The organism is Streptomyces mirabilis (assembly GCF_039503195.1).
Classification (GTDB): domain Bacteria; phylum Actinomycetota; class Actinomycetes; order Streptomycetales; family Streptomycetaceae; genus Streptomyces; species Streptomyces mirabilis_D.
In genome coordinates this window covers 2,285,030-2,298,448 of record NZ_JBCJKP010000001.1, presented here as the reverse complement: position 1 = coordinate 2,298,448, position 13,419 = coordinate 2,285,030, and the positions used below count along the sequence as shown (strand labels likewise).

Here is a 13,419-nt window from a genome sequence, read left to right as displayed (position 1 = left end):
CGCGATGTGGTGGTGTTCGAACAGCTACCGCACAGCGAAGAGGCGGACGGGAGCCGAGCCACCAGCGGCAGCAGCCACCGCCTCGCGGCTCTAGGGGATCGATGACTGAGTATGGCCGGGGCGCAGGCTCCGAACCGTGGAATCCGGAGGACCCGTTGTACGGGGACGGCGGATGGGGAGGGCAGGCCGCCGACGGCCAGTCCCCCTACGGCGGCCAGCCGCAGCACTACCCGCAGCAGCCGCAGCACCAGCAGTCCCAGTACGGTGAGTGGAGCCCCGACCAGCAGGGCGGCTACGGCCAGGAGCAGCAGTACGGCGCCCAGAACCAGCAGCAGTACGAGAGCCAGGGCGGCCAGCAGTATCACGACCAGGGCCGGCAGCACTTCCACGGTCAGGGGCAGCAGCGGTACCCGCAGCAGTACCCCGGCCAGGAGCAGCAGCAGTACGTCGATCAGGGTCAGCAGCAGTACAACGGGCAGAACCAGCAGCAGTACCACGACGGTGGCTGGGACAACGGGGCGCAGCACCAGGTCACCTACGCCGCCGACCCGAACGACCCGTACGGGAACCAGGCCGCCGGGTACACCGGTGAGCAGCCCGACTTCTACGGCACTCCCGACGCGTATCCGCCGCCGGAGCCGCCCGCCCGCCGCCGCGCCGAGCCCGAACCGGAGATCGACTGGGATCCGGGACCCGACCAGGGCGAACACGCCTTCTTCGCGGGCGGCGGCGACGACGACCTCGACGACGACGATCCGAAGGCCGGCAGCGGGAAGGGCCGCGGCGGCAAGGGCGACAAGGGCAAGAAGCGTCGCAGTGGCTGTGCCTGCCTGGTCGTGGTCATGGTCTTCGGCGGCGGTATCGCCGGTGTCGGATATTTCGGGTATCAGTTCTACCAAAATCGTTTCGGCCCGGCTCCGGACTTCGCGGGCGAAGGCAGTGGCCAGGTGACGGTCGAGATCCCCAAGGGCGCGGGTGGCCTCGCGATCGCCCGGGTGCTGAAGGAGAACGGCGTCGTCAAGAGCATCGACGCCTTCGTGTCCGCGCAGCAGAACAACCCCAACGGGAACAGCATCCAGGCGGGCGCGTATGTGCTGAGGAAGGGCATGTCGGCTGCCAGCGCGGTCAAGCTGATGCTCGATCCCAAGAGCCAGAACAACGTGATCGTCGCCCCTGGGCAGCGCAACGTCGTTGTCTATCAGGCGATCGACAAGAAGCTCGACCTCGCGGACGGCACCACCGGAAAGATCGCCAAGAAGGAATACAAGACCTTCGGACTTCCCAGCTGGGCGAACGACAGCAAGGACATAAAGGATCCGCTGGAAGGATTCCTCTACCCCGCGACCTACCCCGCCGCCAAGGGCATGAAGCCCGAGGCGATCCTGAAGCAGATGGTGACGCAGGCCAAGGAGAAGTACGCCGCGTACAACCTCACGGCCAAGGCCAAGGAACTGAACCTGCAGAACCCGCTCCAGGTCGTCACGGTCGCGAGCCTCGTCCAGGCCGAGGGCAAGACGCACGACGACTTCCGCAAGATGGCCGAGGTGGTCTACAACCGTCTCAAGACCACGAACACGGAGACCAACAGGCTGCTCCAGTTCGACTCGACGTTCAATTACCTGAAGGGCCAGAGCAACATCCACATCAGCGAGTCCGAGATCAACAGCAACAAGGACCCGTACAACACCTATACGCGGAAGGGGCTGCCCCCCGGACCGATCGGCAACCCCGGTGACGACGCGATCAAGGCGACGTTGAACCCGACCAGCGACGGCTGGGTCTATTTCGTGGCGACCGACGGTCAGAGCAACACCGAATTCGCCAAGACCTATGCGGAATTCCAGAAGCTCAAGGACAAGTTCAATGAGAGCTCGGGCAACTGACGCCCGAAGGGCCGCGGTACTCGGCTCGCCGATCGCCCATTCCCTCTCCCCGGTGCTGCACCGCACCGCGTACCGGGAGCTGGGACTCGGCGACTGGTCCTACGACCGTTTCGAGATCGACGAGGCGGCGCTGCCGGGCTTCTTCGGGGACCTGGGTCCCGAGTGGGCGGGTCTGTCGCTGACCATGCCGCTCAAGCGGGCCGTCATCCCGCTGCTCGACGAGGTCAGCGAGACGGCGGCCTCGGTCGAGGCCGTCAACACGGTCGTGTTCACCGAGGACGGCCGTCGCGTCGGCGACAACACCGACATCCCCGGGATGGTCGCCGCGCTGCGCGAGCGCGGGATCGAGCAGGTGGACTCCGCCGCGATCCTCGGCGCGGGCGCCACCGCCTCCTCCGCGCTGGCCGCGCTCGCCCGGATCTGCACCGGTGAGGTCGTCGCCTACGTCCGCAGCGCGGAGCGGGCCGCCGAGATGCGCCAGTGGGGCGAGCGGCTCGACGTGGAGGTCCGTACGCAGGACTGGGCGCACGCCGCGCAGGCCCTGCGCGCCCCGCTCGTGATCGCCACCACCCCCGCGGGCACGACGGACGCCCTGTCCGCCGCCGTCCCGGAACGGCCCGCGACGCTCTTCGACGTGCTGTACGACCCGTGGCCCACCGACCTCGCGGCCCGCTGGTCGGGCTACGGCGGTGCCGTGGTCAGCGGACTCGACCTGCTCGTGCACCAGGCGGTGCTCCAGGTCGAGCGGATGACCGGACTCGCCCCGGCGCCCCTCGACGCCATGCGGAAGGCGGGCGAGCTGGCCCTCGCGAGCCGCTGAGCACCGCGGCGGCGGGCCGGGCGCCGTCCCGCCTGATGGACCTGCGGCGGGGCACCGCGCCCGGACGTGGGAGGATCGGAGGTGGCGGGCCCGGGCCGCGCACCCGGTCGCGCCGACGCCGTACACGAGGACGCGTGTACGCAGCAGCAGTACCAGGGCGCGAGCATGAGGAGCACCGTTGAGCAGGTTGCGCTGGCTGACCGCGGGGGAGTCCCACGGTCCCGCACTTGTCGCGACGCTGGAGGGCCTTCCCGCCGGCGTGCCGATCACCACGGAGATGGTGGCGGACCACCTCGCCCGGCGGCGCCTGGGCTATGGACGCGGTGCCCGGATGAAGTTCGAGCGCGACGAGGTCACCTTCCTGGGCGGTGTCCGGCACGGTCTCACCCTCGGCTCGCCGGTGGCCGTCATGGTCGGCAACACCGAGTGGCCCAAGTGGGAGCAGGTCATGGCGGCCGACCCGGTCGACCCGTCGGTGCTGGCGGAGGTGGCCCGCAACGCGCCGCTGACCCGGCCCCGGCCCGGCCACGCCGACCTCGCGGGCATGCAGAAGTACGGCTTCGACGAGGCCCGGCCGATCCTGGAGCGCGCCTCCGCCCGGGAGACCGCGGCCCGTGTCGCGCTGGGCGCCGTGGCCCGTTCGTACCTGAAGGAGACGGCCGGGATCGAGATCGTCTCGCACGTCGTCGAGCTGGCCGCGGCGAAGGCCCCGTACGGCGTCTACCCCAAGCCCTCGGACGTCGAGAAGCTCGACGCCGACCCGGTGCGCTGCCTCGACGCCGACACGTCGAAGGCGATGGTCGCGGAGATCGACCAGGCCCACAAGGACGGCGACACGCTCGGCGGCGTCGTCGAGGTGCTCGCGTACGGCGTGCCGGTGGGCCTCGGCTCGCACGTGCACTGGGACCGGCGCCTCGACGCCCGGCTCGCGGCCGCGCTCATGGGCATCCAGGCGATCAAGGGCGTCGAGGTCGGCGACGGCTTCGAACTGGCCCGCGTGCCCGGCTCCAAGGCCCACGACGAGATCGTCCACACCGAGGACGGCATCCGCCGCACCTCCGGCCGCTCCGGCGGCACCGAGGGCGGTCTGACCACCGGCGAGCTGCTGCGCGTACGCGCCGCGATGAAGCCGATCGCGACCGTGCCGCGCGCGCTGGCCACGATCGACGTCGCGACCGGCGAGGCCGCCAAGGCCCACCACCAGCGCTCCGACGTCTGTGCGGTCCCGGCCGCCGGAATCGTCGCCGAGGCCATGGTCGCCCTCGTCCTCGCGGACGCGGTGGCCGAGAAGTTCGGCGGCGACAGCGTGCCCGAGACGCGGCGCAACGTCGAGTCCTACCTCGAGAACCTGGTCGTGCGGTGACCGCTGGACCACTGGTCGTCCTCGTCGGGCCGATGGGTGTCGGCAAGTCCACCGTCGGCGCGCTGGTCGCGGCCCGGCTCGGCTGCGCCTACCGCGACACGGACGACGACATCGTGGCCGAGCAGGGCCGCACCATCGCCGACATCTTCGTCGACGAGGGTGAGCCGGCCTTCCGCGCCATCGAGAAGAGCGCCGTGCGCAAGGCGCTGGCCGAGCACGAGGGAGTACTGGCGCTGGGTGGGGGCTCGATCCTCGACGCCGACACCCGCGCGCTGCTCGCCGGGCACCGGGTCGTCTACCTCTCCATGGACGTCGAGGAGGCGGTCCAGCGCACCGGCCTGAACGCGGCCCGTCCGCTGCTCGCCGTGAACCCGCGCCGGCAGTGGCGCGAGCTGATGGAGGCCCGCCGCCACCTGTACACAGAAGTCGCCCGCGCGGTCGTGCCCACCGACGGCCGCACCCCCGAAGAGGTCGCCCAAGCCGTCCTCGACGCACTGGAGTTGAAGGAAGCATGAGCGAGGCAGTGACGCGTATCCAGGTCGGCGGCACCGCGGGCACCGACCCGTACGAGGTCCTGGTGGGCCGTCAACTCCTCGGTGAACTGGGCGCGTTGATCGGCGACAGAGCCCAGCGTGTCGCGATCATCCACCCCGAGGCGCTCGCCGAGACCGGGGACGCGCTCCGCGCCGACCTGGCCGGACAGGGCTTCGAGGCCGTCGCCATCCAGGTGCCCAACGCGGAGGAGGCCAAGACCGCGGAGGTCGCCGCCTACTGCTGGAAGGCGCTCGGCCAGTCCGGCTTCACCCGCACCGACGTCATCGTCGGCGTGGGCGGCGGCGCCACCACCGACCTCGCCGGGTTCGTCGCGGCGACCTGGCTGCGCGGGGTGCGGTGGATCGCCGTTCCCACCACCGTGCTCGGCATGGTGGACGCGGCGGTCGGCGGCAAGACCGGCATCAACACCGCCGAGGGCAAGAACCTCGTCGGCTCCTTCCACCCGCCCGCGGGCGTGCTCTGCGACCTGGCCTCGCTCGACTCGCTGCCGGTCAACGACTTCGTCTCCGGGCTCGCCGAGATCATCAAGGCCGGCTTCATCGCCGACCCGGTGATCCTCGAGCTCATCGAGTCCGACCCCGAGGCGGCGCGGACGCCCGCGGGCCCGCACACCGCGGAGCTCATCGAGCGTTCCATCAAGGTGAAGGCCGAGGTCGTCTCCGGCGACCTCAAGGAGTCGGGGCTGCGCGAGATCCTCAACTACGGCCACACCCTCGCGCACGCCATCGAGAAGAACGAGCGCTACAAGTGGCGGCACGGCGCGGCCGTCTCCGTCGGCATGCACTTCGCCGCCGAACTCGGCCGACTGGCGGGCCGTCTGGACGACGCGACGGCCGACCGCCACCGCACGATCCTGGAGTCCGTCGGCCTCCCGCTCAGTTACCGCTACGACCAGTGGCCCAAGCTGCTGGAGAACATGAAGGTCGACAAGAAGTCCCGCGGCAATCTGCTGCGCTTCATCGTTCTCGACGGGCTGGCCAAGCCGACCGTCCTGGAGGGCCCCGACCCGGCGGTGCTCCTCGCGGCTTACGGCGAAGTGGGGGAGTAGCTCCCAACGGGCCCCTACTTGGCCCTGTTTGCCCTCCGTTCATGGGCACTCCCCGGCTTCCCCGGCCGTTCACACAACGACGGCCGGGGAAGGTACCGTTCGGTGGGGATCCCTCCCGCGCCCTTCAGGCTGTGGGGGAGAGCGGGAGGCTCCGCTCGCGGCGTCGATCGCCTGCCGCGAGCGAATGGGCGAAGAGATTCACGAGACGGAGTGGCACCGGATGCAGCACGCAGTGGGGGCTCCGCTGCCGCCGCCCCACCAGCCGGGGCAAGGACCCGCCGCCGACGGCTGGTCGCCGACCGCACAGCACCCGGGACACCCGGGCGGCCCCGCCGGTCCGGCGCCCACCAGCCCACCCGCCCCCGGCTTCACCGGTCCGCCGCCGGGACATCCGGCGCCCCCCTCGCACCTGCCGCATCCCGCGCCCCCGCAGCACGCCCCCGCGGCGCCGATCCCCGACACGACGGGCCATGTGCAGCTGCCCCCGGGCGGCCCGGTCGCCATGCCCAGCGCCCCGGGCGCTCCCGACCCCGCGGCGACCACCCTCGCCGTGCTGCTCATCGGGCCCGCGGGTGCGGGCAAGACGAGCGTCGCCAAGTACTGGGCGGACCACCGCCGGGTGCCGACCGCCCACATCAGCCTCGACGACGTACGGGAATGGGTGCGCTCGGGCTTCGCCGATCCGCAGTCGGGGTGGAACGACCATTCGGAGGCGCAGTACCGCCTGGCCCGCCGCACCTGCGGCTTCGCCGCGCGGAACTTCCTGGCGAACGGCATCTCCTGCATCCTCGACGACGCGGTCTTCCCGGACCGCCCGGTCGTCGGCCTCGGCGGCTGGAAGCGACACGTCGGGCCGGGGTTGCTGCCCGTGGTGTTGTTGCCGGGCCTGGAGATAGTCCTGGAGCGCAACGCCGAGCGCTCCGGAAACCGCCGCCTGACCGACGAGGAAGTCGCCCGTATCCACGGCCGGATGGCCGGCTGGTACGGCTCCGGGCTCCCCATCATCGACAACTCCCAGCTCGACGTCCCGTCCACGGCCCGCGTCCTGGACGAGGTCCTCGCCCGCTCCATCGCGAGCCCACCGCAGTGGTAGCCCCGCGGCACCGGCGTAACCCGTCGGCCGCACGGCATCGGTGGAGGAGCGCCGGGCGGCCGGCGGCACAGCGTCGTCGGTGACTCCGTCGGGGGGCCGCATCCTTGGTGTCGCCCCCGCCCATGTCCGGACCGCCATGGCGCGGCGCGCGCCGCGCCCCAGGCGGGGGTGCAGCGCGGCCGACGGCACCCAGGACTACCGCCCGGGTACTTGCCTCCGACGTGTCGGCCCTCTGGGGCGCCGCCCCACGAGTCAGGTCGCGCCGCCTGTCGGGCCCGCTGATCGCAGTCGCGGAACCAGCCCCCTGGCCCCCGCCCGCGGTGCCTCCCTCTCACCGGCGACCGCCTACCGCCCATCCGGCCCCGCTGGAACGGCGACATCGCGTCGACGCTCGTAGGCTCGATTTATGTCAGAGGTGTACGCGGCGCGACGCGAGCGGCTTCGGGAGCGCTGCGCGGCGGGCGGCAGCGCGACGGCGCTCGTCACCCGCCCGGCCAACGTGAGGTACCTCGCGGGCGCGGTCCCGCGCGGTGCCGTCCTCCTGGTGGGCAGCAGTGAGGACCTGCTGCTCTGCGGCGCTCCGCCGAGCGGCGAGGCCGACGAGGGGCGTCCCGACGAGGCGCTGCGCGTGCAGGTGCTGCCGCGCGCCGGGGGCGACGCGGCGGTCGCCGCCGCCGACGCAGCCATCGCCCAGGGCGCCGACTCCCTGGCGGTCGAGGAGCACCACCTCACCGTGACCCGGCACCGGGCCATCGGCTCGGTGGCACCCGGGCTGCGTCTCGCCGACCTGGGCGGTGCGGTGGAGCAGTTGCGGGTGATCAAGGACGAGGAGGAGATCTCCTGTCTGCGGATCGGCGCCGAGATCGCCGACCAGGCGCTCGGGGAGCTCCTCGAATCGATCCTCGTCGGCCGAACCGAGCGGCATCTCGCGCTGGAGCTGGAGCGCCGGCTGGTCGACCACGGTGCCGACGGCCCCGCCTTCGCGACCTCCGTCGGCACCGGCCCGAACTCCGGGCGGCGCGGGCACCGGCCCACCGACCGGCGCGTCGAGGAAGGAGATTTCCTTTCCGTATGCCTCGGCGCGACCTACCGCGGCTACCGCTGTGAAATCGGCCGTACCTTTGTGATCGGCACCTCGCCCGCCGACTGGCAGATCGAGTTGTACGACCTCGTCTTCGCCGCCCAGCGGGCCGGACGCGAGGCGCTGGTACCCGGCGCCGCCTACCGTGACGTGGACCGGGCCGCACGCCAGGTGCTCGACTCCGCGGGCCACACGGAGGGCCTTCCCGCACTGACCGGGCACGGTGTGGGGCTCGAAATCGACGAGGACCCGCAGCTGGCCCCCGCGGCCATGGGTAAACTGGACACTTGCGTGCCGGTCACCGTCGAACCGGGGGTCCACCTCCCGGGCCGGGGCGGTGTCAGGATCGATGACACGCTCGTCGTACGCCCCGAGGCGGACGGCGGACCCGAGCTACTCACCATCACGACCAAGGAACTGCTCGCGCTGTAGCCAATCGCTACGCGCGTGTCCCGGGGTCGTCCACGTCAGTCCAGGAGATTCCGCAACCGTGGCTTCCACGAACGACCTCAAGAACGGCCTGGTGCTCAAGCTCGACGGAGGCCAGCTCTGGTCCGTCGTCGAGTTCCAGCACGTCAAGCCCGGCAAGGGCCCGGCCTTCGTGCGCACCAAGCTGAAGAACGTGCTCTCCGGCAAGGTCGTCGACAAGACGTTCAACGCCGGCGTCAAGGTCGAGACGGCCACGATCGACAAGCGCGACATGCAGTTCTCGTACATGGACGGCGAGTACTTCGTCTTCATGGACATGGACACGTACGACCAGCTGATGGTCGACCGCAAGTCCGTCGGCGACGCCGCCAACTTCCTGATCGAGGGCTTCACCGCCACCGTGGCGCAGCACGAGGGCGAGGTGCTCTTCGTCGAGCTGCCGGCCGCCGTCGAGCTCGTCATCCAGGAGACCGAGCCGGGTGTCCAGGGCGACCGCTCCACCGGCGGCACCAAGCCCGCCACCCTGGAGACCGGTCACCAGATCCAGGTCCCGCTCTTCATCACCACCGGTGAGAAGATCAAGGTCGACACCCGCACGAGCGACTACCTCGGCCGGGTGAACAGCTAACCGTGGCTGCCCGCAACACGGCCCGCAAGCGCGCCTTCCAGATCCTCTTCGAGGGCGACCAGCGCGGCGTGGACGTCCTGACGGTCCTCGCGGACTGGATCCGGCACTCCCGGACCGACACCCGGCAGCCGCCGGTCAGCGAGTACACGATGGAGCTGGTCGAGGGCTACGCCACCAAGGCGAAGCGGATCGACGAGCTCATCGCGACCTACGCCGTCGACTGGACGCTGGACAGGATGCCGGTCGTCGACCGCAACATCCTGCGCCTCGGCGCCTACGAGCTGATCTGGGTCGACGGGACCCCCGACGCCGTGGTCCTCGACGAGGCGGTGCAGTTGGCGAAGGAGTTCTCCACGGACGAGTCGCCCTCGTTCGTGAACGGCCTGCTGGGCCGTCTGAAGGACCTGAAGCCGTCGCTGCGCCGCGACGAGGCCTAGGCCCTGTCGTCGAATTCCCGTCTGCCCCGCGACGCCATGCACGCACTCTCGCCGCACCGGGCACCGACCCGAGTACATCCAGTACGAGGGCCGGTGCCCGGCACCCCGAGAGCACGCACCTGACGCCGCAGGGCCCGCCCTCCGGGCGGACGGGAATTCGACGACAGGACCTGGCGCGTACGGCGCCGATGGTCCGTACGCGCCCGCAGACGACGTACGAGAACGCCGGAGGGCCCGCAGCACGTCCGCTGCGGGCCCTCCGGCGTTCTCGTACCCAGCTGGCTCCCGAGGCCCGCACACAGCCGCCGAGGTGGCCGGAACACATGGTTCCGGCCACCCCGGCGGCACGTTTCTGCTGAACTCCCCGAAGGGATCAGCCCTCGTCGTGGGCGACGGCGCGGCGCGCGTCCGCGTCCAGCACGCCCCAGCTGATCAGCTGCTCGGTGAGGACCGAGGGCGACTGGTCGTAGATGACGGCGAGGGTGCGCAGGTCGTCCTGGCGGATCGACAGCACCTTGCCGTTGTAGTCACCGCGCTGGGACTGGATCGTCGCGGCGTAGCGCTGCAGCGGACCCGCCTTTTCGGCCGGCACGTGGGCCAGCCGCTCCAGGTCGAGGACGAGCTTCGGCGGCGGCTCGGCGGCTCCGCCAGGAGTGGTGCCGGGCAGCAGCTCCTGCACGGGAACCCCGTAGAAATCCGCGAGTTCGGCGAGGCGCTGCACGGTGACGGCGCGGTCGCCGCGCTCGTACGACCCGACCACGACCGCCTTCCAGCGTCCCTGTGACTTCTCCTCGACTCCGTGGAGGGAAAGGCCCTGCTGGGTGCGGATGGCCCGGAGCTTGGCCCCGAGCTGTTTGGCGTATTCGCTGGACATATAGCTCCCCGGACGCTGTATCAACGTGCGGCTCCGCCGCGCGGCTGGTGACTCTGGTGACTCACTGTGAGGTTACGCAGCGTTACTCTCCCCCGTCAAGCCGAATGGTCCGGACCGACCTTCGCGCGGGAGTCACCGGCGGTGGCCCACGGGGTGGTGATCAGGCGCGTTGCCGGGCTGGTACCGTGGATGGCGCAAATCCGACGTCCTTTAATGATCCGTCCCGTGAGGCGGAGAAGGAGGTCCGTTTCGTATGGACACCGAGCAGGACAAGCAGCAGTACGAAGCCGACGCGCGGCCCGTTCTGGAAGCCCCCGACATCGCGCGGGTGCTGACCCGCATCGCCCACGAGATCGTCGAACGCGCCAAGGGCGCCGACGACGTGGTGCTCCTCGGCATTCCGACCCGGGGCGTCTTCCTGGCCCGCAGACTGGCCGACAAGCTCGAAGAGATCACCGATCGCAAGATCCCGGTCGGCTCGCTCGACATCACCATGTACCGCGACGACCTGCGCATGCACCCGCCGCGTGCGCTGGCCCGCACCGAGATCCCCGGTGACGGCATCGACGGCCGCCTGGTCGTCCTCGTCGACGACGTGCTCTTCTCCGGCCGCACCATCCGCGCCGCGCTCGACGCGCTGAACGACATCGGCCGACCGCGCGCCGTGCAGCTCGCGGTCCTCGTCGACCGCGGCCACCGCGAACTGCCCATCCGCGCCGACTACGTCGGCAAGAACCTCCCCACGTCGTTGCGGGAGACGGTCAAGGTCCAGCTCGCCGAGGAGGACGGTCGCGACACCGTGCTGCTCGGTGCGAAGCGGACCTCCCCGGACGCACAGCAGTAGCACTCCGGAGTACGTCACCGCCGTACGCCCCCGAGTGCGCTCCTCGCGCGCCCGCCTGCCCGAATTCTCCTGAACTGCCTTACGGAGCCTGACAGATGCAGCGTCATCTCATCTCGGCCGCCGACCTCACCCGCGACGACGCCGTCCTGATCCTCGACACCGCCGAGGAGATGGCCCGGGTCGCCGACCGGCCGATCAAAAAGCTGCCGACCCTGCGCGGCCGCACCGTCGTCAACCTCTTCTTCGAGGACTCGACCCGTACCCGGATCTCCTTCGAGGCCGCCGAGAAGCGCCTCTCCGCGGACGTCATCAACTTCACCGCCAAGGGGTCCTCGGTGTCCAAGGGGGAGTCCCTGAAGGACACCGCCCAGACCCTCGAAGCCATGGGCGTCGACGCCGTCGTCATCCGGCACGGCGCCTCCGGAGCCCCGTACCGGCTCGCCACCTCCGGCTGGATCGACGCCGCCGTCATCAACGCGGGTGACGGCACCCACCAGCACCCCACGCAGGCCCTGCTCGACGCCTTCACCATGCGTCGCCGCCTGGTCGGCCGCGACGCCGGGATCGGCCAGGACCTGTCCGGCAAGCGCATCACGATCGTCGGCGACGTCCTGCACAGCCGGGTCGCCCGCTCCAACGTCGACCTGCTGCACACCCTCGGCGCCGAGGTCACCCTCGTCGCCCCGCCCACCCTGGTGCCGGTCGGCGTGGAGTCCTGGCCCTGCGAGATCTCCTACGACCTCGACAGCACCCTCTCCAAGTCCGACGCGGTGATGATGCTGCGCGTCCAGCGCGAGCGGATGAACGCGGCGTTCTTCCCGACCGAGCGCGAGTACTCGCGGCGCTACGGCCTCGACGGCGACCGCATGGCGAAGATGCCCGAGCACGCCATCGTGATGCACCCCGGTCCGATGGTCCGCGGCATGGAGATCACCGCCGAGGTCGCCGACTCCGACCGCTGCACCGTCGTCGAGCAGGTCGCGAACGGCGTCTCGATCCGCATGGCCGTGCTCTACCTGCTCCTGGGCGGCAACGAGCCCGCCGTCACCCACACCCGTACCGAGGAGAAGTAAGAACATGAGCAAGATCCTGATCCGTGGTGCGAAGGTGCTCGGGGGCGAGCCGCAGGACGTACTGATCGACGGTGCCGTGATCGAGGCGGTGGGTACCGGTCTCCCGGACGAGGGCGCCGAGGTCGTCGAGGCCGACGGCAAGGTCCTGCTGCCGGGCCTCGTCGACCTGCACACCCATCTGCGGGAGCCCGGTCGTGAGGACTCCGAGACCGTCCTGACCGGTACGCGAGCGGCGGCGAGCGGCGGCTACACCGCCGTGTTCGCCATGGCCAACACCTTCCCGGTCGCCGACACCGCCGGTGTGGTCGAGCAGGTCTACCGGCTCGGCCAGGAGCACGGCTACTGCGACGTGCAGCCCATCGGCGCCGTCACGGTCGGCCTGGAGGGCAAGAAGCTCGCCGAGCTGGGCGCGATGCACGAGTCCGCGGCCGGCGTCACCGTCTTCTCGGACGACGGCAAGTGCGTGGACGACGCGGTGATCATGCGCCGGGCCCTGGAGTACGTGAAGGCCTTCGGCGGCGTGGTCGCGCAGCACGCGCAGGAGCCCCGCCTCACCGAGGGCGCCCAGATGAACGAGGGCGTCGTCTCCGCCGAGCTGGGGCTCGGGGGCTGGCCCGCGGTGGCCGAAGAATCGATCATCGCCCGGGATGTCCTGCTCGCCGAGCATGTCGGCTCCCGCGTCCACATCTGCCACCTGTCGACCGCCGGCAGCGTCGAGATCGTGCGCTGGGCCAAGTCCCGCGGCATCGACGTCACCGCCGAGGTCACCCCGCACCACCTCCTCCTCACCGACGAGCTGGTCCGCACGTACGACCCGGTCTACAAGGTCAACCCGCCGCTGCGCACCGAGCGCGACGTGACGGCGCTGCGCGAGGCGCTCGCCGACGGCACGATCGACATCGTCGCCACCGACCACGCGCCGCACCCGCACGAGGACAAGGACTGCGAGTGGGCCGCCGCCGCCATGGGCATGGTGGGGCTCGAGACCGCGCTCTCCGTCGTCCAGCAGACGATGGTGGAGACCGGACTGCTGGACTGGGCCGGCGTCGCCGACCGCATGTCCTTCAAGCCCGCCCGGATCGGGCAGGCCGCGGGCCACGGCCGTCCCGTCTCGGCAGGTGAGCCCGCCAACCTCACGCTCGTCGACACGGCATACCGTGGGGCCGTGGACCCCGCGGGCTTCGCCTCGCGCAGCCGCAACACCCCCTACGAGGGCCGTGAGCTGCCGGGCCGGGTCACGCACACCTGGCTGCGGGGCAAGGCCACCCTCGTCGACGGGAAGCTCGCGTGA

At 70.9% G+C, this 13,419-nt stretch carries 13 protein-coding genes; 12 read left to right on the top strand and 1 reads right to left on the bottom strand.

What is annotated here, in order from left to right; all coding sequences use genetic code 11:
* Positions 1 to 101 precede the first annotated feature (101 nt).
* The 9 genes from mltG (at position 102) to nusB (ending at position 9,337) form a co-directional block, all read left to right on the top strand.
* Entirely contained in the window at positions 102 to 1,883 is a 1,782-nt protein-coding gene (gene mltG, locus AAFF41_RS11055; protein ID WP_343323905.1) for an endolytic transglycosylase MltG, read from the top strand.
* Positions 1,864 to 2,703, top strand: coding sequence for a shikimate dehydrogenase (locus AAFF41_RS11050; protein ID WP_343323904.1), 840 nt, complete (start codon positions 1,864 to 1,866; stop codon positions 2,701 to 2,703). The genes mltG and AAFF41_RS11050 overlap by 20 nt, the downstream gene beginning before the upstream one ends.
* A gap of 178 nt (positions 2,704 to 2,881) precedes the next feature.
* Entirely contained in the window at positions 2,882 to 4,066 is a 1,185-nt protein-coding gene (gene aroC, locus AAFF41_RS11045; protein ID WP_054233969.1) for a chorismate synthase, read from the top strand.
* Positions 4,063 to 4,581 carry a shikimate kinase gene (locus tag AAFF41_RS11040; RefSeq protein WP_319745120.1) on the top strand — a complete coding sequence of 173 codons (519 nt, stop codon included), beginning with the start codon at positions 4,063 to 4,065 and terminating at the stop codon, positions 4,579 to 4,581. Before aroC ends, AAFF41_RS11040 begins: the two co-directional genes overlap by 4 nt.
* Positions 4,578 to 5,669: a 3-dehydroquinate synthase gene (gene aroB / locus AAFF41_RS11035; protein WP_319745122.1), complete on the top strand. Its 1,092-nt coding sequence runs from the start codon at positions 4,578 to 4,580 to the stop codon at positions 5,667 to 5,669. The genes AAFF41_RS11040 and aroB overlap by 4 nt, the downstream gene beginning before the upstream one ends.
* A 220-nt stretch (positions 5,670 to 5,889) precedes the next feature.
* Positions 5,890 to 6,762 (top strand): Pro-rich N-terminal domain-containing protein, encoded by an 873-nt coding sequence (locus AAFF41_RS11030; protein ID WP_319745125.1) that lies wholly within the window; start codon positions 5,890 to 5,892, stop codon positions 6,760 to 6,762.
* 406 nt (positions 6,763 to 7,168) lie between these two features.
* Complete coding sequence (locus AAFF41_RS11025) at positions 7,169 to 8,275, top strand: M24 family metallopeptidase (protein ID WP_319745127.1); 1,107 nt, start codon at positions 7,169 to 7,171, stop codon at positions 8,273 to 8,275.
* Positions 8,276 to 8,333: 58 nt separating this feature from the next.
* Positions 8,334 to 8,900, top strand: coding sequence for an elongation factor P (gene efp / locus AAFF41_RS11020; RefSeq protein WP_010988257.1), 567 nt, complete (start codon positions 8,334 to 8,336; stop codon positions 8,898 to 8,900).
* A gap of 2 nt (positions 8,901 to 8,902) precedes the next feature.
* Complete coding sequence (gene nusB, locus AAFF41_RS11015) at positions 8,903 to 9,337, top strand: transcription antitermination factor NusB (RefSeq protein ID WP_067366002.1); 435 nt, start codon at positions 8,903 to 8,905, stop codon at positions 9,335 to 9,337.
* Between the two features lie 373 nt (positions 9,338 to 9,710).
* Here nusB and bldD read toward each other — a convergent pair whose 3' ends face one another.
* Entirely contained in the window at positions 9,711 to 10,211 is a 501-nt protein-coding gene (gene bldD / locus AAFF41_RS11010) for a transcriptional regulator BldD (RefSeq protein ID WP_037621142.1), read from the bottom strand.
* Between the two features lie 253 nt (positions 10,212 to 10,464).
* Here bldD and pyrR point away from each other — a divergent pair, with 253 nt between their 5' ends.
* The 3 genes from pyrR (at position 10,465) to AAFF41_RS10995 (ending at position 13,419) form a co-directional block, all read left to right on the top strand.
* The gene (gene pyrR / locus AAFF41_RS11005; RefSeq protein ID WP_054233975.1) at positions 10,465 to 11,055 is read left to right on the top strand and encodes a bifunctional pyr operon transcriptional regulator/uracil phosphoribosyltransferase PyrR; all 591 of its coding nucleotides are present in this window, start codon (positions 10,465 to 10,467) and stop codon (positions 11,053 to 11,055) included.
* 95 nt (positions 11,056 to 11,150) lie between these two features.
* Positions 11,151 to 12,128, top strand: a complete 978-nt coding sequence (locus AAFF41_RS11000; protein ID WP_054233976.1) for an aspartate carbamoyltransferase catalytic subunit — start codon at positions 11,151 to 11,153, stop codon at positions 12,126 to 12,128.
* A 4-nt stretch (positions 12,129 to 12,132) separates the two neighbouring features.
* The gene (locus AAFF41_RS10995) at positions 12,133 to 13,419 is read left to right on the top strand and encodes a dihydroorotase (protein WP_075027544.1); all 1,287 of its coding nucleotides are present in this window, start codon (positions 12,133 to 12,135) and stop codon (positions 13,417 to 13,419) included.

Excerpts from the sequence above, each read along its gene's own strand:
- bldD (WP_037621142.1), bottom strand. The coding sequence starts at position 10,211 with ATGTCCAGCGAATACGCCAAACAGCTCGGGGCCAAGCTCCGGGCCATC.
- AAFF41_RS10995 (WP_075027544.1), top strand. The coding sequence starts at position 12,133 with ATGAGCAAGATCCTGATCCGTGGTGCGAAGGTGCTCGGGGGCGAGCCG.
- AAFF41_RS11050 (WP_343323904.1), top strand. The coding sequence starts at position 1,864 with ATGAGAGCTCGGGCAACTGACGCCCGAAGGGCCGCGGTACTCGGCTCG.
- mltG (WP_343323905.1), top strand. The coding sequence starts at position 102 with ATGACTGAGTATGGCCGGGGCGCAGGCTCCGAACCGTGGAATCCGGAG.
- AAFF41_RS11025 (WP_319745127.1), top strand. The coding sequence starts at position 7,169 with ATGTCAGAGGTGTACGCGGCGCGACGCGAGCGGCTTCGGGAGCGCTGC.
- AAFF41_RS11000 (WP_054233976.1), top strand. The coding sequence starts at position 11,151 with ATGCAGCGTCATCTCATCTCGGCCGCCGACCTCACCCGCGACGACGCC.
- AAFF41_RS11030 (WP_319745125.1), top strand. The coding sequence starts at position 5,890 with ATGCAGCACGCAGTGGGGGCTCCGCTGCCGCCGCCCCACCAGCCGGGG.
- aroB (WP_319745122.1), top strand. The coding sequence starts at position 4,578 with ATGAGCGAGGCAGTGACGCGTATCCAGGTCGGCGGCACCGCGGGCACC.
- pyrR (WP_054233975.1), top strand. The coding sequence starts at position 10,465 with ATGGACACCGAGCAGGACAAGCAGCAGTACGAAGCCGACGCGCGGCCC.